Raw genomic sequence first — 20,170 nt, forward strand, 5'->3', positions numbered from 1 at the left:
CTCTAATCTAGAGAGTTTATTTCAACCTTTTTATAGCTATTTTTAAGACTTACACGTCTAATAATCGTGATGCTTGTTTGTATCAAGTGTAATATAAACTATAAATAATAATAAAAGTGTACCAAAGACTAGTAAATATTTTTGCTCTTTAGCTCCAGTCTTAGGCAAACTTGCTTTTTTAGATTTTAATGCAGTTGGCTTTTGACTTACTTCTTGCTTTTTAGCAGTTTTATTATTTGAAACAGTTTTGGCAAAATCATGATTCGTTCCATTTACATCATTTTGCTTATTAGAATCATTATTATCACCATAATTATTTTTATCTTGTTCTGCAGTAGGTGTATCATTCACTTGAGGTTTGTTCATGCTGTAAACATAAGTTACAATGATGTCCCCCTGAATAAATTTTCCATCTCTATTATTCGGTAATTTACTTTCATCTAATGTATAACCAGAAATTCCTAATTTTGCAGTAGTATAACTAGATCCTACCACACCAGTTTGCTCAACCGGTTTATGTATTTCGTTACCTGCCTCATCAACAAACTTGGTTATCACTTTACCTACAGTTGGCGCAGGAGAGTCTTTTTTGTATACATAGGTTACAACTATATCGTTTTCACTATATTTTCCTGTCGCATTAGCAGGTATTTTACTTTCATCTAAAGTATAACCTTCAATAGCAAGCTTTTTTGCCACATATTCTGCGCCAACTACACCAGTTTCAGTGACTGGATCATGTATTTCGTTACCTGCCTCATCAACGTATTTGGTTGTCACTTTACCCACAGTTGGCGCAGGAGAGTCTTTTTTGTATACATAGGTTACAACTATATCGTTTTCACTATATTTTCCTGTCGCATTAGCAGGTATTTTACTTTCATCTAAAGTATAACCTTCAATAGCAAGCTTTTTTGTCACATATGCTGTGCCAACTATACCAGTTTCAGTGACTGGATCATGTATTTCTTTACCTGTCTCATCAACGTATTTGGTTGTCACTTTACCTACAGTTGGCGCAGGAGGGTCTTTTTTGTATACATAGGTTACAACTATATCGTTTTCACTATATTTTCCTGTCGCATTAGCAGGTATTTTACTTTCATCTAAAGTATAACCTTCAATAGCAAGCTTTTTTGTCACATATGCTGTGCCAACTATACCAGTTTCAGTGACTGGATCATGTATTTCTTTACCTGTCTCATCAACGTATTTGGTTGTCACTTTACCTACAGTTGGCGCAGGAGGGTCTTTTTTGTATACATAGGTTACAACTATATCGTTTTCACTATATTTTCCTGTCGCATTAGCAGGTATTTTACTTTCATCTAAAGTATAACCTTCAATAGCAAGCTTTTTTGTCACATATGCTGTGCCAACTATACCAGTTTCAGTGACTGGATCATGTATTTCTTTACCTGTCTCATCAACGTATTTGGTTGTCACTTTACCTACAGTTGGCGCAGGAGGGTCTTTTTTGTATACATAGGTTACAACTATATCGTTTTCACTATATTTTCCTGTCGCATTAGCAGGTATTTTACTTTCATCTAAAGTATAACCTTCAATAGCAAGCTTTTTTGTCACATATTCTGCGCCAACTACACCAGTTTCAGTGACTGGATCATGTATTTCTTTACCTGTCTCATCAACGTATTTGGTTGTCACTTTACCTACAGTTGGCGCAGGAGGGTCCTTCTTGTATACATAGGTTACAACTATATCGTTTTCACTATATTTTCCTGTCGCATTAGCAGGTATTTTACTTTCATCTAATGTATAACCTTCAATAGCAAGCTTTTTTGTCACATATTTTGTGCCAATTATACCAGTTTCAGTGACTGGATCATGTATTTCTTTACCTGTCTCATCAACGTATTTGGTTATTACAGCACAATTAGCCTTTTTCCATTGTGCATATAAAGTAATGACGCCATTAGCAGTATCTGTTAAATTAAAGACATTTTGACCATCTGTATACGTAACTCCAGAAGCATCCGGTGCAGTATTCCAGTTATTAAAAACAAAGTTATCTCTTACAAAAATGTTTTTATTTAAAAGTTGAGCCACATTATATGTAAAAAGTTGGTCTGGCATTGTGTTGATACCTTGATTGGGATCAAACTTTACGCGATAGTTATTAGCTTTGTATACGTAGATAATGCTTCCATTATTACCATTTTTCTTCAAAGTACCTGTAGCAGGCAGGCTTTTTTCTTCAGTAACAGTTCCATCATCCATATTCTGGAAAGTATATCCCTTGATTTCCATTTTTTCAGTATTATATGTGCCATTAACATAAGCACCTGAAGGATAATCTACTTTTCCCTGTGCCAAAGTTTTACCAAATGTATCTACATATTTTACATCAACAGTAGCAGCTTCTTGAAATGAAAAACTGGTTATCTTAAATTGTTGTTCATTAATAAGTGATCCGGTTGATCCGGTCACTGTGAGGGACATTGTAGAATAGCTATCATCTATCTGTTTAGTCCACCTTAGTACATTATCGTTTGTTTGAGTGAAACTAATAGTTAGAAGCCTGCTTCTACCATCATAATTAACATTAAATTTATGAAATTCACCATCAATGTCAGAACTGGAAAGAGATTGTGCACTATCAGGCACATCCTCAGCCCACCATCTATCTACAAGGACTCCATTCTTGGATTTCAACTGCTTTTTGCTCGTGGTAACAAACGCACCATATGGTGGGTTGCCTGAATCTGGATTTAAGCCAAAGCCAAAAGAATCAGCTTGATTAACCATTGACCCTTTCAGATCACTTTCTGGAGCCACAAATTTATTAAGGAAAGTATCTATCTTAAAGCCAATAGCATTTTGCAAGCCGGCAATTCCCAAATTGCCACCTGCATTACCAAGGTCAGATGAGTTACCGCCATGAAAAGCAAAACCCAAACCGTCTCCTCCATTAGGATTTTCCCCAAGGTTAATGTATCCTAACAATGAAAAACTGGTATTTAGATCAATTTTACTATTTAAAGTAAAGGATCCTACTTGATTTTTTGAGGCAGGTGTTAAAGTTACTACACCTGCATTTTGATCATAAGATGCAGATCCATTCAAATTAAAATAGTCATTAAAACTATCTTTATCAACTATAATATAAGGACTACTATTTGTATCTGCATATGTAGTATTTACATTTCCATAGAATAAAAATAATAATATACCTAGAAAAAAAGCAACTATTCTTTTTTTATACATAAATGTTCCTTTCTCTTAAAAAATACTTAAATCTAGGATTATTTAAATATTTTATGTTTTTAAAAGTAATTTTATGTATTCACTAGTGTTTATTTTCCGCGGTATATTAAATGACACGGATTAACGTAATTGTAGCAGAAGCCCCTAGTAAAATCAACGTCTAAATTAGCTGAAAGTACTAAGATAAAATAACAAATTTATTATATTTTTTAATTCCGACAAATTATTAATAAAAAATAAAAGAAAAAGATACACATTTTATTTTTTTAATATACAATAAAGTTATTAAAGAAAAGGAGATTTTAAGAATTAGACTCAAGAAATTTATTTTGGTTTATTGATATCTGCTACATCAGTTGGCGGTGGCTGAGATCATATCTGGACAAGGTTAAATGTACCCTAGAATCTACTGAAATAATTAAAAAACACAGAGTTAGACTTTTTCTCTTTATTCAAAACAATTTGTAAACCATTTTTTAATAATATAGGAGAAATTAATTATGAAATTGAAGAAATTTTTGACGGCTATGTTATTGTCTGCCACTTTAGTTGGCGGTGGCTTAGCTCATACTCAATCAGTTGATGCTGCCTTAAGCAAAAAGCAGGCTATTTCTATTATCAAAAAAGAAGAACAAACACCAACTAGTTCACAAACTGACCAAATATCAACAACTAAATACAGAAAACAAAAAACAACCATAAAAACAAAGTCCATTTTTAGCGGTCAAACTGGTGTATTGCATAGTATCAGCACAGCTAAAAGTGGTAAAAAAACTCAACAATTGGATGAATGGGTTGATTTAAACAGCAAGCGCATTTATTCAATTCAAGACGGCAAGTGGCAATACGATAAACTGCCTGACTATTTGGTTAAAGAGCTAAACAACTTAAAAAATGGCAAGTCTTTGCAGAAGTTTAACAAGAGTATTTACCAAGAAATGAGTAAAAAAGCCAAAATCACCAGTAAAAATGGTACTTATACTGTCAAAGGCACTTTGAAGGGTCAAAAAATGCTCGATGCGATGCTAAAATTAATGGGCTCAAATAAAGTAGATACTTCTTATTTACACAAGAACTTTAAATTCAGCAAGTGCACCTTCGTATACACTATTAAAGACCAGAAGATAATTGATTCTAAATATGCCCTTAAGGCAACCTTAGCAAAATCAACACAGGTAGCTGTTAAAATGAGAAAAAGTCATTTCGGTCAGTTCGATACGTTAACGTTACCTGATGAAGTAAAAAATGCCACTCCCGCTCCTGCAAACTAATTTGAACAATAAAGTAAAGGTCTTTATATGAAAACAACTATTTTTAGTAAATATTTAACTATCATAATTATGGTGCTTTTAGGTTACTTAATGAGATAAAATGACTATAGAGTTGTTTAAATATTTTCATTAGTAATCGGAGGTCTAGATATGAAATTAGGAATTGTTGGTAGTGGTAAAATTGTCCATGATTTTTTAACAACTGCCGCTAAAATTGAAGATCTGGAATTGACGGCAATCTCAACTACAAAGCGTAGCCAGCATATTGCTGCAGATTTGGCTAAGCAGTATGGTATCAAAGAGGTATTTGCTGATAACGATCAGTTATGTCATGACGATAACGTAGACACTGTTTATGTCGCAGTACCCAACTCCTTGCATTATGAGGTGGTTAAAAAAGCTATTGCAGCAGGCAAAAATGTTATTTGTGAGAAGCCCTACGTTGAAACTGTTGCTCAGGCAAAAGAACTGAAGCAATTAGCTGACAGGAATAATGTCATTATCGTTGAAGCTATTACGAATATTCATTTGCCAAATTATAAAGCAATCAAGCGTCAATTAGCTGAAATCGCCCCTATTCATATTATTTCTCTTAATTACACGCAGTATTCCAGTCGCTATGATGATTTCTTGCAAGGTAAAATCGCACCTGTATTTGATCCGGCTAAAGACGGCGGAACTCTAATGGACTTAAATATTTATAATATTCATTTATGCGTTGGTCTATTTGGTGAACCTGAAAAAGTGCAGTATTATCCGGTAATGCAAAAACAAATTGACACTTCCGGCATACTCAATCTCGTATACCCGGACAAGCAAGCAGTATTAATTGCAGCTAAAGACAGTTACACCACCCCACGTTCGTTTATTGAAGGTGAAAAAGGTACTATCTATTTTGATGGTTCTACGGGAGTAATAGCAAGCTTTACGGTTGAACACAAAGACGGCGACAACAGCGAATTTAATTTTAATGAATTTGATCACAGAATGGCTAGCGAGTTTACAGACTTTGTGAAAATTATTGATAGTCATGACGTTCAAAAAGCAAACGAGCTTTATAATCACAGTATTGCTGTTATGACAGTTTTAGCAAAAGCAAAAGAATCTGTTTCAAACCAGTAAAAGAACTATTTAAAAAGCGCAGCTTTATCTCACACGATGAGAGAGCCGCGTTTTTTATTTACAAAAAAGACCAGGAACTTCTTATTCAGACTTCAAAAAATTTCTTGGAGTTATTTACTAAGAAGATAAACCTGATCTTTTTTCAGTTATATTTAGTTACTTAATTGTAGAAAACAAAACTTTATTTTACTCTGTACTAGTTCTTTGATGGAGCAGTTGAGCTAGCTGAACTGGATGAATTGGTTGAACCGTTAGAGCTGCCTGAACCAGCAGAACCATTTGAACTATCTGATCCTGTTGAACCATTAGAACTACCTGAACCGTTAGAACTGGTTGAACCAGTTGAACTGGTTGAGCCGTTTGAACCAGTTGAGCTGGTTGAACCGGCTGAACCGTTAGAGCCAGTTGAGCTGGTTGAACCAGCTGAACCGTTTGAACCATTTGAACTAGTTGAACCATTAGAAATTGGATCTACTGGAGTCTCCTTCTTAGCTAAAGCACTAACTTTAACGTATCCAGCTAAAGTTGAATAATACTTCTTGCCCTTGATAGTAACAGTACCACCATAGACTTTAAGTTCTTGGCCCGTTTTAACTTTGCCGTTCTTCAAAGCTTTGCCGCTTCTAGTAACCAAAACAGTGTTCTCAGCTACTGTAACGACTTTACCATCAAGATTGACAGCCTTAACAAATTGGTTCTTACCAATCTTGTAATATACCTTGCCTTTAACAGTCTTTTTGCCAAGAACGTTAACTTTTTGACCTACTTTTACTGTCTTCTTGGTTTTAACTAACTTCTTGCCCTTTTGCTTGTAAACAGCAGAATTGGCGCCGACTTTTTTGGTCTTGGTAGCCTTTTTAGCTGCACTGACCTCAGTTGCAGCACTGCTTAAAGCACTGGTTGGTAATTGATTAACACCAACAGCTAATAAAGTTGCACCTGCAACTGAAACAATCATTTTCCTATAAAAACTATTTTTACTCATTTTGAGCCTTCCTTTTTCGATTGACAATTTCCGACGTCCTTAGTTAAAAACCAGAGCGCTATAACTCATATAGAGTTACATAGAAGTTATTTTAGCACTATAAACACCCAAAAAAAAGACTATAGTTTTAATAAATTATTATTTTTTGTCATACGCGCTCGCAAAAATTTTTCTAATTTTTGCTATTTTTACAGCAAACATTTTGTATATTGCAATTAAACGGTCTGCTTTTTAATAATATCAAATTATCTCCTATACTTTTACAATTTATCAAAATGTGACACACAAAAAGGACTAGCTCCTATCGTAAGAAAGTTAGTCCTTAGTTAAATTCTAATAAAGTGTCATATCGGCAAACTGCTTTTTTAATTAACAAAATTACTTATTGCCTACAACCCTGCGAATACGGTCAGCAACCTGATATTTAGAAGTAAATATCAATTCGTCTCCCATTTCAATAACTGTATGCCCATGTGGAACCAGCCATTCTTGTCCACGATGAATACGGCTGACGGTGATATCACTTGCTATATCCCAATCCATCAATTGACGACCTGAATACTGCCCATTGCGGACAACAACAGAATAGACAGCATTTTTGGTATCGCTCATCACATTATAAACAGCGGGCGATTCTATCAGTGCTCGCAGCAGTGATGAAGTAACATTGCTTAAATCAAAAACTTCCATGCCACTGCTGCGCAATTGTCCGACCTTGGCAATGTCAGCACGCTTTTGACAAATAATAATCCGTTTAAAATTGCCCTTAGATTTTGCCAATTGCCCCAGTCGCAAATTAGTTTCGTCAGATCTCATAGCCGCAACAAAAATATTTCCGGCAAAAGCGTCAGATTGTCTCAAATTTTCTTCATCCAGCTTAGGTAATAATTTTAAATCTGGCACACGGCTCTTATAAATATTATAGTGTTCACTACTGGTAGTATACATTTGAACTGAATACCAATTATCATGCAAATCAAGCATGACTGGAACTGTTAAAGCATTAGTGCCTATAATTACCACTTTTTCCTTGATACGATCCTCTGCTTTTAACTTAAATATTGCATTAAAAAGTATCGGACAAAAAATGCAAACTATCACAGCGGCCAGAATAAAAACATCAGATTGCAAGCGCGTAATAACATTTAGTTTTCTGGCTACCGCTAAAGTCGGTAAAACAATGGTGATCGTAGTAGCGGTCAAAAAACCACCCGCAAAACCATTTCTTAAACCAAACTTTCTGGCATAAACTAATGCAACAGGCAATTTTGCCAGAAATAAAAACAGAACTAATATTGGTAACAGAATTAATGAGCTGGGATGTGCCAAAAGTGATTTTAAATTGAGTTTAACTCCCGTCATAATAAAGAAAATAGGAATAAAGAAGCCGTAACCAATTGAAGTCAATTTATCAGCAGTTTCCTGACTAGGCTCCAGCAATTTCATTACAATGCCAGCTAAAAAGGCTCCTAAAATATTTTCTACTCCGACCCTTTCAGCAACTGTTACCAATGCGAAAATTAGAAAAAAGGCTAAACGAACATCTAACTGCGTAGTTGACTTGGTTACTTTAACAAACCACAGATAAGGCTGCTTAAAGTGCCACAACAGTAAAATAGCCACGCCAAAGAGCAAAATAATAAGCCACAATTGTCTGGTATTGCCACCATTAATCGCAGCATAAACCGTCAGCAGCATTAATGGAATTACTTCTCCCAAAACCGCAGTTAATAAAATCGTCTGACCTATCGGTCTATTTAAAATGTCTTTTTCTTTTAAGGTCGCAATTACTACTCCCAGTGCAATAGTCATGAAAATAATGGTTGCAAGCATCGTATCGCCAAATAAGCCAAACCATTTTAAAACTAATGCCAGGCAAACAGATAAAAGAGCCACACCTAAAAATGCTTCTAAAGCAATTTTAAAGGGAGATATATGATCCGGCTTTTTTTCTTGTTTATGCTTTGGTTTCAGCAAATCAAAGTTGATTTCCATCCCCGACAAAAACAATAACAAAATGACGCCCAAATTTGATAAAAACGCTAGGTCATGCGTTGGTTGTACAATGTTAAAGCCACTGGCACCTAGAATAATACCAATGATAATTTCTGCAACGGCTGTAGGAACAGCATTTACCTTTAATCGTGCCATTAAAATAGGAACAATTAAGGCAAACAAAACAACTAGGAATAAAGACAACTGTGCCACCAGGATTACCTCCTCATTTATTCTTAATCGATTATACAAAATATTGACGAGCAGAGAAAATAAAAAGGGTAGCAAGTATTCATAGCTTTCAAAAATCAATTAATTAAAATTCTGCTGCACATAAAAACAGGTCACGATAATTATCATGACCTGTTTCTTTAATTAAAAATTGGCTGCTTTAACAAAGCGATTAGTATCAATTGAATAGTACTTATTACCATTAATATTAACACGACCACCATATGTCCGAACGGATTTGCCCTGCAAAAGCTTGGTAGTGCCAATACGAATTCCGGTAGTATCGTAAATATAGGCATTATGAGTTAATACACGCTTAGAACCAACGATGTTACTGGCTACAACGTATTCATTTTTACCAATTTGCAAATATTTTTTACCATTTATCATCTTTTCTTGTGCCACGGTTACAACTGTCCCCGCAGTTTTTAATGCCGCATTAGTACGTTTACCTTGAGCATCATATGTATAAGCATCATGCATCAAAGTTTTCTTACCAGTAGGCGCTTGAGAAACAGGATCAGAACCTGTTGCAGGAGTATTCGTTGATTCAGTTGGGTCAGTTGCATTTGCTGGATTTGATGAATCGTCGGTAACTGTGCTGTCATCAGGAGTAGTAGAAGTTACGGTTTCTGCTGCCTGCAAATCGTAATAGTACTTCAAAAGTGAGTAAAAGTCATTCATCGAATAACCCCATTTTTTGAAGTAGCCATCAGGATCGGTATGGTTAGTACCTCCTAAAAAGCGCGATACTGCATGATGGGACCAGACTGTTCCTTTACCAGTATTAGAGGCATTAGAGGGCTTGATGTTATAGCGGTGCAACAACTTTGCCGCATAAATGGCATCGTTATTGACACTTTTGGCAAATTTATTTCTGGTAGTTTCTTGACAAAGTTCAATTTGAATAAAGCGGTTGTTGGCTATTGCTCCAGCACCCCAGACACCATATCCTGGAGTCATCATCTGGATAACCTGCTTGTGATCAACAAAAGCGTGGACATAAGAGTACATATTTTTCCATTCACGGTTGAAGTAAATGGCTTCATTATAAGCGGATGCCCCGGGAGTTGCAGTTTCGTGAATTACAATACCTTCCGGCTTTCCTTTTCTGTACTTAATCTTATTGCCATGAGCGTAAAATTTGTTATACTTAATGTTCTGTGTCTGGAGCATTTTATATAAAAAAGTAACGTCAACATAGCTGTTTTGTTTAGCAATCGAGTTAATGGAGGCAGCCTCTACCGCCTGAGATTGACTAACGTTAAAAATAGGTGCAACTAAACCTACTCCGATAGCAACAGTAGTTATTAGTTTCTTTATCTTCATCTAAATTTTCATTCCTTATTTCGTTTGTGAGAAATTACCTTTGTCTAAAAATTGCCTTTCTTAACATACTGGTGAATGCCTACCCGATAATATTTAAGTCCGTATATTGAAATTGCTCCACCGTAGGTTGCAATGGATTGACCCTTCTTTAACACCTTTTTATTGTCACGATTGCCATAGTCGTTGTAAACAAAAGCATTTTTCTTGAGAAGTCTCATAGTGCCGTCAATATTGCCACTGGCAATGTACTGATTTTCACCAATGCGATAGTACTTTTTACCGTTAATAGTTTTAGTGCCATAGGTAGCAATCACCTTGCCGGTATTGCCTACTTTAATTGCCCTGACCTTTTTTACTCGTTTGCCTTTGGAATTATAAACATAAGCGTTATGCATCAAAGTCTTGTTAACTTTTTTCTCACCCTTTGGAGCTTGAGAAGCCGGTGGAAGAGCACTGCCCATATTTAAAATAGTATCGTTAACCCAGCCCTTACCGGCAATGTACAAGCGCTTTTTACCATTATAAAAAGTAATGGTCTTAGTTACAGTAACTGCATCGCCTTTAGCAACTGAATCGGTTTTGGCAGATACTGAGTGGTCAGTTGGCCAAGCATAAGTGGCACCTGCTTTTTTAACAACATAAGATTTACTGGTGTTCGAAATCTTAGGATCGTATTGCGTTAAGTTCGAAGTGGTTATTCTGGTGTTTAAAATAATGTTGTAATTATTAGCAGTAGCGTATGTACCAGTTAGAGCCTTGGTGGCATCTGCATACGAAGCAGCATTTTCAAGCCATGCTCCTTTGTAGCGCTCTGGCTGCCAGGTAACACCTAAACGAAGTTTTTTACCATTATCATCAAATGAATCCTTGTAGGTATCATATTTTCTAAACTTAGCTGTCACGTAGTAGCTCTTGCCATTTTTATCTTCTTCACGTGTTTTAGAAGAATAGGTTGCTCCTTGCCAGCTATCATCAGCCTTCATTCCGAATAAATTATTGGCATTAACGGCCAAACCTGATTTGCCCCAGTTAGATTCCACAATTGCCTGCGCAATCATAACTGAAGGGTATAACCCATATTTTTTAGAAACTTTTTGCGCCTGCTTAACAGCAGTATTTAAAAATGTTGTTTCATCTGCATTAGTTGCAGATACTGTCTCAGCTTTTGCTGGAGAAGTGGCAATTAAGTTGTTGGTAACCGGCATCAAGAGCGCTGCACCAAGCACCGCTGCTGAAAAACCAGTGATTAGTTTTTTCTTCATAAATAAAATTTCCTCCTTAACCGACATCTTTATTGTATCGAGCAATTAAAGTATTAACAATAGAATCCGCTTATTTGTAGTCAAAAAGTAATATTGTCAGTTTTAATATTACAAATAGTAATTTATTTGTCTAAGACTTCCCGTAAATGATACAAAAGATCTCGTTTTGATCTTTGAAGTTGTACTCGATTAATACCTGTCTTTTCAGCTAAAGCACTGATTGTCTGTCCATCCAGCAAATGTTCAAAGAACAATATAAGTTCTGTCTGCGTCATTTGCGCTAGCTCTTTTTCAAGTGCCAAATGATTATTCCAGTTATCGAGCAATCCTACCTGTTCAGCAGAGTCAAAACCAATTTCTTGCTCAGTTATTCGCTTTTGCTTACGCAATAAGTCCAAAGTATGCCAGATAATTTTGCGAAAACTAAGCCGATCAACTTCAGTTCTTGTTCTGCCTGCTAATCGCGTTAACATTTCTGCGTAAATTATTATACCTTCCTGCAAAAAGTCTTCGTAATTAGTATAGTCCATTCTGACGTGGGCGTACTTCAATGCGCCTCTGACTAATTTTTGATTCTGCCATGCAGTGATAAATGCTTCTCTACTAATCTTCATTTGTGACATTCCTCTGTTTCAAATATGTCACAAGCGCTTGTGCTCTTATAGATTAGCAATTTTGCTTAAAATTTAAAAAACATAATATTAAGCTTTTGGCCTTTAGATTAATAAACATTTAACTTTTGCTTTTAGTTTTCTTAGGCTTGTCTCATATATCATAATTACAATAAATCTACGGGTGAAAAAAGAGCAAAAAAATACACGAACTTCATAAAGATCGTGCATTTTCTTAAAAAAGAGTATCTGGTCGTTTACTGTTTAAATAAGCAGACTTGTGAGCATCAGAAATTAACGGTAATTCATAATAATCAGCTAATAAATTGCCATACCGAGCATGCTTTTTATCTAATAATTCGGTCATTACTTTTTTTAATGATATTTCTTCAAGAGATTGGTGCGGATGAAAGTAAGAAGACTGGTCAATAAGAGAATCTCCTACAGAACTTTTGACCCGCCAGCCTAAATTACTTTTTAAATGTACTGTACCCAGAAGGTAAAGTGCGTGATTAAAAAATAAACTATCGCTAACTTTGCGGGGAATATGACGGCTGCAGTTATCATACGTGAAAATATAGCTAAAGCGATTAACTGTCACGGATTCAAAAGCAGTTACATTATTTCGCAATGACGAAAAACTTGCCATATTATGCAAAGCAATCCAGTCAATATTACCAGTATTGTAGCTACGCAAGGAAAAATACGCTAAGCGTCCTGTGGCAATCACGTTGTGACCAACTAAATTAATCTTGCGTGCAAATTCTCTTTGAAATTCCAGGCCTGCCAACAGGCAATTCTGAGCAAAAGATGTTAGGTGGGCTTGAGTGCTGCGACAACTTAAAACAATCCCTTGATCACAGTCAAAAATTACGCTTTTGTACTTGCCTAAAAGGGGTTGTTTCTGAAACTGGTATAAAGCAATAGTTGCAGGATTTACACAATAAAATTCATCTTCAATCAAGTATTTATCTATTTCCTGATCTATGCCAATTCTTTGACGTAAAAGCTTTTGCGACCAAAAACGATATTTATGTCCACTAGGCAGGTTCCAGATATCACTTTCTTTTTTTGACAATTCATTCCTCTCCTTTAATTAAAGTAGACGAATACTATTATATCGGAAATGTTATCGCTTGCATAGATCAATCAAAGGTAAAAAAGCAAAAAAAACAAGAGCGATATAATCGCTCCTGTTTCTAAATTAGCTATAAAACTAATTATTTAGCAAAGTTTGCAACCTTAACGTATTGCTTAGCAGGTCCACCAATTCTGTAGTAAGCCTTACCATTCTTGAATGTGTAAGGTGAACCAAAAGTAGTAACTTGTGAGCCAGCCTTCAATACTTTTCTGTTAGCACGCTTCTTGCTGGTCTTATATACATAAGCGTTGTGGCTTAATGTACGTGAAGTACCATCAATGTTGTCAGCCATTACGTATTGGTTGTCACCAATGCTGTAAACCAAGCTGCCGTCAGCAAGCTTAGTAGCTGCACCGATTACTTCAACAGTGGAGTAAGCACGTAACATGTTAGTACCAACACGCTTGTGATCTTTGTCGTAGATGTATGAGTTGTGCATAACAGTCTTCTTAACCTTGTCTGCAGGTTTGAATGAACCGTCAACATACTTGCTTTCTACGTAAAGGTCTGAGTCAGCACTGTTAATACGAGTGTATGACTTCTCGCCAACCTTGATTGGTTCACCAAAGACAGCAATAGTGTCACCATTCTTAACAGTAGTCTTTGAGTCAGTTACGTTGTTACCGTCAATCTTGTAAACTGGAACGTCACCATCTGATTGAACAGTCTTATAAGTAGCTCCCTTAACACCAACAGTTAACATGAAGGTAACTTTAGTAGTCTTCTTTTCAGCATTAGTTGCGCTAACAACTACTGGGTATTTACCGGCAACCTTGGTGTTAACTTTAGAAGTATCTACGTTAACGTCTAATACATTTGAATTGTCAGTGTTTACACGAGCACCGAAAGCCTTCTTGATAGAAGCAGTATCAACTACACCATTTACTGGAACATAGTTAAAGTTAATGTAATCACTATCTGCAGGAGTAGCTGTTTCTTTAAATGTAAGGTCATCTACGCTGTCAATGGTTGTAGAAGAAGTCTTGTCACCCTTGTTTACATTTGGAAACTCAGTTTTTACACCTTTTACATAGTAAGTAAGTACTGGGAATGTCTTATCAGCAACAGTAGCATTTGGATCAACTGTTACAGGGAAAGTAGTCTTCTGACCATTTGTTGCAACAACGTTCAAAGTTACTACAAACGCAGCTGCTGGCTTGTCAAAGCTTTCGTTAGAACCCTTTGTAGTAATACCAGCTGCCTTAAGTGAAGTACGAACATCTGCTTCAGCATCAGCAAACTTAGCACTTGCATTTACACTATCAGTAGAGCTGTTTGTTTTGTTAGTTGTTACTGCAGGTTCATAAGTGTCAGTGATCTTTTTAGCAAGAGCACTAACACTGTAATCACCTGTAGTTAAATTAACAGAACCAGAAGCAAGTGCAGGAGCTTCATCGCCCTTGCCCTTTTCTCTAACATATGGGGCACCAGCCAAGTTTGTATTAGAAACTACAAATTCATCACTAGCTACAGCAAAGTTGGCAATAGTACCAGTGTTATCTGATTTTGCTGAAGCTGCATTAGCACTTGACTTGTTAACTGTATATTGAGTATTTGGCTTTAAGCCAATAATAGTAACATAAGCTATAGCAACATAATGGCCACCACTTACTACTGAAGGGACATTACTATCTTTATCTTTGCCAGAAGCAAATGTAACAGCACCATCAGTAACGCCAGTAACATCTTCCTTATTGTAAAGTCTAGCTTGTGATACTTGTACACTAGCACCTGCTGGTAAAGTAGGTGTTGATAAACTTGCAGCAGCCTTGGTAGCTGAGTCTCCACCGTTCAATGAAAGTGCATTGGTGATGGATAACTTCAAAGTAGCTGTGTTGGTAGTACTTTGATCTGGTCCACCAGCAACAGTAACATTAGTATCAGCAAACACTGTTGATACACCGGTTGCAGCAACTGGAGCAACAGCTAATAAAGCAGCTGCAGCAGCACTAACAATTCTTAAATTTTTCTTCATGTGGTCTTTCCTCCTTGTGTATATACAAAATAGTAATAGGCTATAGGTTCAGTCGTGATGAGCCTACATTGTTACAACACCCTTCAAGCCGAATTCATAAGTTTATAACTCTTATGAGGTAGCTTTCGAGCTGAAGAACGCGCATGCGTACAGGCATTCGAACCTGAAGCATAGCTATTACTTACCACATTTCTTATTGTACCTACCTTTTGCTCAAATTGCAAGACATGTAGTTATTTAACATACTTTTGTAACAAACGCTTACAGCTTTACAGCTTATTTTTTATTTTGCAAAAATTATTTAAACCCCTAACAGCACTACATTCAAAGTTTTTTGCCGCTAACAAAGTTAATAAAGTTATTTTATTTTCTATTAAATTTTACAAAATAATAACAAAATAATTTGGAATAAAGTAAAAATCACGCCAAACTTGCCTTGACGTGATTTCCTATCTTTACTAATTATTTTTCCCGCAAAATTGTTTGATTTTAATTATCGTTTCTCTAATTGTCTCCAAAAACTGCAGGTTACATTGACTGACCCTGAGTATTATCGAACAAACTAGTAACAGTTCGTTCAACATATGAAGCAGATTGTGGAGTTTTATACAGATCCACTCCTTCTTGTGCAAATGCTTTTGCATTTGCTATTGTTTCCATTGCTTTCTTTACCTCTGTGCCTGCCAAATTAGCGGCAGCATCTGGTAAAGACAAATTAACCTTTTTGTTTGCACCGTTTAGAAATACTAATTGTAAAGTTTTGGTCTTAGTTACCATATTATTTGCTCCTGTCTTAATCATTTTTAGTTGCGAAATTTTATTATTCATCACCAATAGGGATACCCTGTCTTTGAATTAAAGTCGCTGCACCCAGATCATCACCTTGAAGCTGTGCTAAAGCTGCACCCACTTTAGCCAAATTGCCAGCTGTTGCTCCTTCTCTAACGTTCTTTAAAATTCGTGATTTAGTACCGTCTTTGCTGTATTTAGAATTTAAAAATGTGTATTGGACTGATTGTTCTAATAATGCAAAATTCATATTATTTTTTCTTCCTTTTCTTAATAGTGTAATCAACCCGCGCGCCAGATGTCTTACACTATTACTAACGAAAATGGGCGGCAAAATGTAACATTTTTTCTTAAAAAATGGTCACGTAAAGGTGAAAAAACACCATTGAGTAGTCAAATCTGCTTAAACCATCTATAATTAAACTAAGTATTAGTAAGGAGGATAAATTCCTATTATGAAAAAAACGACAATTGGTACGATTGTAGCAGTAGTAATTATCGCTATTGGTGGTGGCGTTTTTTACGCAACACAAAAATCCAATAATGATAAAGTTGAAGCTTCCTATAATAGTGCTATGACTACTGGTAAAAATGCGGTGGCTGATAAGGACTATTCAGAAGCAAGCTCTGCATTTGCCAAAGCTTTCAGTATCAAAAAGACTGACCAGGCTAAAGCTTATAAAAACCAGTCGGATAATATGATTTCCGCAATTAACGCAACTAAAAAAGGCAAATATAATGATGCGTTAAACGAAACTGCCAATGTAATTCAAAGAAAAAACGGCTATGCAGTTTTAGTAAAACAAGGTAAAAAATTAAAGACTACTATCGAAGATGTTCAAGATAATTATGAACATGAAATTCAACCAATCTTCCTCGCTGCATCCCAAGCGGAATTAGCTAAGCAATATCTTAAAGCAGCTGACCAATACCAAAAAGTGCTGGACCTGCCTTATATTGATGAACAATATTACAGTCAGTACAAGACAAAAGCAGAAAAAGGTCTCAAAGATAACCAAAAAGCTGCTAAAGAAAATAATAATGGCTCTTCAAGTCAAAGCTACAATTCAATTTCAGGTAAAGGACCAGATACTGGCAATGCTGGTAAAACCGGTGAGGGTTCCATGGGCAACCACAAGGTACATGGTAAAACAGTTACTAATAAGCAAATAGCACAGCTGCGTAAACGTGTAGGCAAGTTTGGCTATGACTCAATGTCTTGGAGTCCGCAGGATTTGATTGATCTTTACAGAAAGTCTGGTCGAACTAAACCAAGCAAAATTACCAAACAAGATATTCAAAACTATCTTAAACCGTAACAAACAGTAATAGGCTAAACTTAATATGCTGAACCGTCCCGTTTGCTACATGGGACGGTTTTTATTTAGCCGGTTTATCTATTTTATTGCAGTTGTGCAAAATGCTATAATTTTATTAATATTATTAAAAACGACCATATATAGAGGTTAAATTGCTCCAATAGTTGCTTTTATAGTCTAAACTCTGTAAAATGACTATTGACTTTCACGTTTCCTATTTTTATTAAAGGAGTGTCTGCTTTGACTGAAAAAGAAAATAATAGCAAAGAAAAAGATAACGAAAAAGAACAAGAAAAAAAGGATAAAGAAGAAGAAATCAAGGTTGTGATGCCTGACGCTGAATGGACAACCATGCCAGAAGAAGAGTTTGCAGAGCAACCGGATTACCTTAAAGTTTTCGCTGACTTTTACATTGCTCAGTTTAACCAGCGCGATTTGGAAATCATGAACTTATATGATACCAATTCCAACATGGTTGACATCAACCACTATCTGCTTAATAACATTAAATTCACTCGCAAAGAATTAGTTAAACATGTTTTGCAATACCATGCTCAGAATTTCCAAAGCATGATTGACGAAATTGCTGCTAAAGATGGTGTTGATGCAGAAAAAATGACAACATATAAAGATTGGGATAACTGGTACGAAGAACGTCGCAGTAAAATTTCAACTTCTTTATCATAATTTACTTGTACTAAAGCAAAAAAAAGAACAAAATAGATACTTGAATGAGAATGCCACACTGACATTCTTTTTTACTTAAGAATGAATATTTCAATATTGTCTATGGGAGTACATAATTACTATGGATAAAAAGACGAAGCGGATTTCAGCTGCCGGTCTATTAATTACCATCGGTATCGTTTATGGTGATATCGGAACTAGTCCGCTCTATGTAATGAAGTCAATCGTTACAGGCAACGGTGGCATTGCCAATGTTGATCGTGAACTGATTTTAGGATCAATTTCGCTCATTTTCTGGACAGTCACACTACTTACCACCGTTAAATACGTCATGATTGCGCTCAGAGCTACCAACCGTGGTGAAGGTGGTATTTTTGCATTATACGCTCTGGTACGTAAACGAGCCAAATGGCTTGTTATGCCGGCACTGATTGGTGGAGCAGCCCTATTAGCTGATGGGACATTGACTCCAGCTGTGACAGTCACGACTTCGATCGAGGGACTGAAGAACATGCACTTTGGTTCCCACGTTCCCGTTCCTAATCAGAATGCCGTCATCATTATTACGATCGCTATCCTGCTGGTACTATTTTCAATTCAAATGCTAGGCACCAGCAGCATTGGTAAAGCATTTGGTCCTATTATGTTTGTCTGGTTTACATTTTTAGGCGTTATCGGTCTCTATAATATGGCTAATGACTGGTCAATTTTAGAAGCACTGAATCCCGTTTGGGCTATTAAAGTTCTTTTTAGTCCCTCTAATAAAGCCGGCATCTTCATTTTAGGTTCTATCTTTCTGGCCACTACCGGTGCAGAAGCACTATATTCTGATGTCGGTCATGTTGGTAAAGAAAACATTCGCGGATCATGGCCTTATGTTTTTCTCTGCCTGTCTTTAAATTATCTTGGTCAGGGAGTTTGGATTCTGCAAAATCCACATTATCAAACAAATGGTGGTGAACTAAATCCATTCTTTGAAGCTGTACCTGGAGATTTACGACTTTTTGCCATCATTTTGGCTACGGTTGCCGCAATTATTGCATCTCAGGCACTGATTACCGGTTCATTTACATTAGTATCTGAAGCTAGTGGTCTGAAATTTTTACCACGGATGAATATTAATTATCCTACTACTAAGCATGGACAAATTTACATTCCTTCCGTAAACAAAATGATTTGCGTGGCAACTATCGCTATCGTAATTTTCTTCCGGACTTCAGAACATATGGAAGCAGCTTATGGTCTGTCAATCACAGTCACAATGTTAATGACTACCCTGCTGCTCTTTGAATACTTAGGTTCAAAGCATCATCCATTAATTTTACGCCTTTGCTTTTTAATAGCCTTTGGCTTTATTGAAGGCATGTTCTTGATTTCCAGTTTGACCAAGTTTATGCATGGTGGCTACGTCACCGTCTTAATTGCCGGTTTCATTGGCGTTATTATGTTCATCTGGTACTTTGGCAATAAAGTTCGTGACAAGCATGAAGGTGCTCATACCTATGTCCGTTTGGATGAATACACTGATATGCTGACGGATTTAAGCCACGATGATGATTATCCCACTTATGCCACTAACTTAGTTTACATGGCTAAAGTTAAATACAATAAATTTATCAAACGTGAAATTATGTACTCCATCTTGGATAAAAGACCTAAACGTGCTCAGGCCTATTGGTTTGTGACAGTTAACATCACGAATGAACCTTTCACAGCCAGATACGCTGTTAATACTTTTGGTACTAAGAATGTCATTAACGTTCAGCTATATCTTGGGTTCAAGAAACAAACCAGCGTTAACGTTTATCTGCGCCAAATTGTCCATGATTTAATTAAAGATGGTACTATCGAAGCACAACCGCAGGAGTACACTACAACTCCCGGTCGTAAAGTAGGTGACTTCTCATTTGTAATTGTTAATGAAGTTGTCAGTCCTTTAACCCGACTTAAAGGCTTTGAAAAAGTTATGTTAAAGGCACGAGTTTGGTTACAAAACCTCTCTTCTAATCCAGCTTCATGGTTTGGGTTGGAATACACTGACACTGTAGTCGAGGAAGTACCACTCATTTTAGGTAAACCAAGACATAACCTGCATATTAAGAGAGTTGCACCTCGTGACTATTCCAATCTAAAGAATAAAGAATTTGAATAATATAAAATAGCATCTGTGAATTAATTTCACAGGTGCTATTTTTAGTTAAAGCGATTTTTCTATTCTCTATAAT

The 20,170-nt window shown here is 36.2% G+C and carries 15 protein-coding genes; 5 read left to right on the plus strand and 10 right to left on the minus strand.

The window, feature by feature from the left end; all coding sequences use genetic code 11:
• Positions 1-57: 57 nt before the first annotated feature.
• Entirely contained in the window at positions 58-3,228 is a 3,171-nt protein-coding gene (locus tag DKL58_RS08240; RefSeq protein ID WP_109586771.1) for a MucBP domain-containing protein, read from the minus strand.
• 500 nt (positions 3,229-3,728) lie between these two features.
• On the opposite strand from DKL58_RS08240, the gene DKL58_RS08245 reads away from it, so the two are divergent.
• Both DKL58_RS08245 and DKL58_RS08250 read left to right on the plus strand, forming a co-directional pair.
• Complete coding sequence (locus DKL58_RS08245; RefSeq protein ID WP_109586772.1) at positions 3,729-4,499, plus strand: hypothetical protein; 771 nt, start codon at positions 3,729-3,731, stop codon at positions 4,497-4,499.
• A 150-nt stretch (positions 4,500-4,649) separates the two neighbouring features.
• The gene (locus tag DKL58_RS08250; RefSeq protein ID WP_109586773.1) at positions 4,650-5,621 is read left to right on the plus strand and encodes a Gfo/Idh/MocA family protein; all 972 of its coding nucleotides are present in this window, start codon (positions 4,650-4,652) and stop codon (positions 5,619-5,621) included.
• A gap of 196 nt (positions 5,622-5,817) precedes the next feature.
• Here DKL58_RS08250 and DKL58_RS08255 read toward each other — a convergent pair whose 3' ends face one another.
• From DKL58_RS08255 to DKL58_RS08295, 9 genes are all read right to left on the minus strand, one after another.
• Positions 5,818-6,606: an SLAP domain-containing protein gene (locus DKL58_RS08255; RefSeq protein ID WP_109586774.1), complete on the minus strand. Its 789-nt coding sequence runs from the start codon at positions 6,604-6,606 to the stop codon at positions 5,818-5,820.
• A 378-nt stretch (positions 6,607-6,984) separates the two neighbouring features.
• On the minus strand, positions 6,985-8,814 hold the full coding sequence (locus tag DKL58_RS08260; protein ID WP_109586775.1) for a cation:proton antiporter family protein: 1,830 nt from the start codon (positions 8,812-8,814) through the stop codon (positions 6,985-6,987).
• A 162-nt stretch (positions 8,815-8,976) separates the two neighbouring features.
• Entirely contained in the window at positions 8,977-10,161 is a 1,185-nt protein-coding gene (locus DKL58_RS08265; RefSeq protein ID WP_109586776.1) for an SLAP domain-containing protein, read from the minus strand.
• A gap of 44 nt (positions 10,162-10,205) precedes the next feature.
• Positions 10,206-11,423 carry an SLAP domain-containing protein gene (locus DKL58_RS08270; RefSeq protein WP_109586777.1) on the minus strand — a complete coding sequence of 406 codons (1,218 nt, stop codon included), beginning with the start codon at positions 11,421-11,423 and terminating at the stop codon, positions 10,206-10,208.
• A 122-nt stretch (positions 11,424-11,545) separates the two neighbouring features.
• A complete protein-coding gene (locus tag DKL58_RS08275) occupies positions 11,546-12,037 on the minus strand; it encodes a sigma-70 RNA polymerase sigma factor region 4 domain-containing protein (RefSeq protein ID WP_109586778.1) in 492 nt (163 codons plus the stop codon).
• Between the two features lie 232 nt (positions 12,038-12,269).
• Entirely contained in the window at positions 12,270-13,112 is an 843-nt protein-coding gene (locus tag DKL58_RS08280; protein ID WP_109586779.1) for a hypothetical protein, read from the minus strand.
• 142 nt (positions 13,113-13,254) lie between these two features.
• Positions 13,255-15,150 (minus strand): SLAP domain-containing protein, encoded by a 1,896-nt coding sequence (locus tag DKL58_RS09540; protein WP_162542350.1) that lies wholly within the window; start codon positions 15,148-15,150, stop codon positions 13,255-13,257.
• 528 nt (positions 15,151-15,678) lie between these two features.
• Positions 15,679-15,927 carry a DUF2922 domain-containing protein gene (locus tag DKL58_RS08290; RefSeq protein WP_109586780.1) on the minus strand — a complete coding sequence of 83 codons (249 nt, stop codon included), beginning with the start codon at positions 15,925-15,927 and terminating at the stop codon, positions 15,679-15,681.
• Between the two features lie 43 nt (positions 15,928-15,970).
• Positions 15,971-16,189, minus strand: a complete 219-nt coding sequence (locus tag DKL58_RS08295; RefSeq protein ID WP_109586781.1) for a DUF1659 domain-containing protein — start codon at positions 16,187-16,189, stop codon at positions 15,971-15,973.
• 205 nt (positions 16,190-16,394) lie between these two features.
• On the opposite strand from DKL58_RS08295, the gene DKL58_RS08300 reads away from it, so the two are divergent.
• From DKL58_RS08300 to DKL58_RS08310, 3 genes are all read left to right on the plus strand, one after another.
• Positions 16,395-17,258 carry a hypothetical protein gene (locus DKL58_RS08300; RefSeq protein WP_109586782.1) on the plus strand — a complete coding sequence of 288 codons (864 nt, stop codon included), beginning with the start codon at positions 16,395-16,397 and terminating at the stop codon, positions 17,256-17,258.
• Positions 17,259-17,498: 240 nt separating this feature from the next.
• A complete protein-coding gene (locus DKL58_RS08305) occupies positions 17,499-17,945 on the plus strand; it encodes a hypothetical protein (protein WP_045928661.1) in 447 nt (148 codons plus the stop codon).
• A 121-nt stretch (positions 17,946-18,066) separates the two neighbouring features.
• A complete protein-coding gene (locus DKL58_RS08310; RefSeq protein WP_109586783.1) occupies positions 18,067-20,097 on the plus strand; it encodes a KUP/HAK/KT family potassium transporter in 2,031 nt (676 codons plus the stop codon).
• The last annotated feature ends 73 nt before the right edge of the window (positions 20,098-20,170 follow it).

Origin of the sequence: Lactobacillus kullabergensis (assembly GCF_003151025.1) — a bacterium.
Lineage (GTDB): Bacteria > Bacillota > Bacilli > Lactobacillales > Lactobacillaceae > Lactobacillus > Lactobacillus kullabergensis.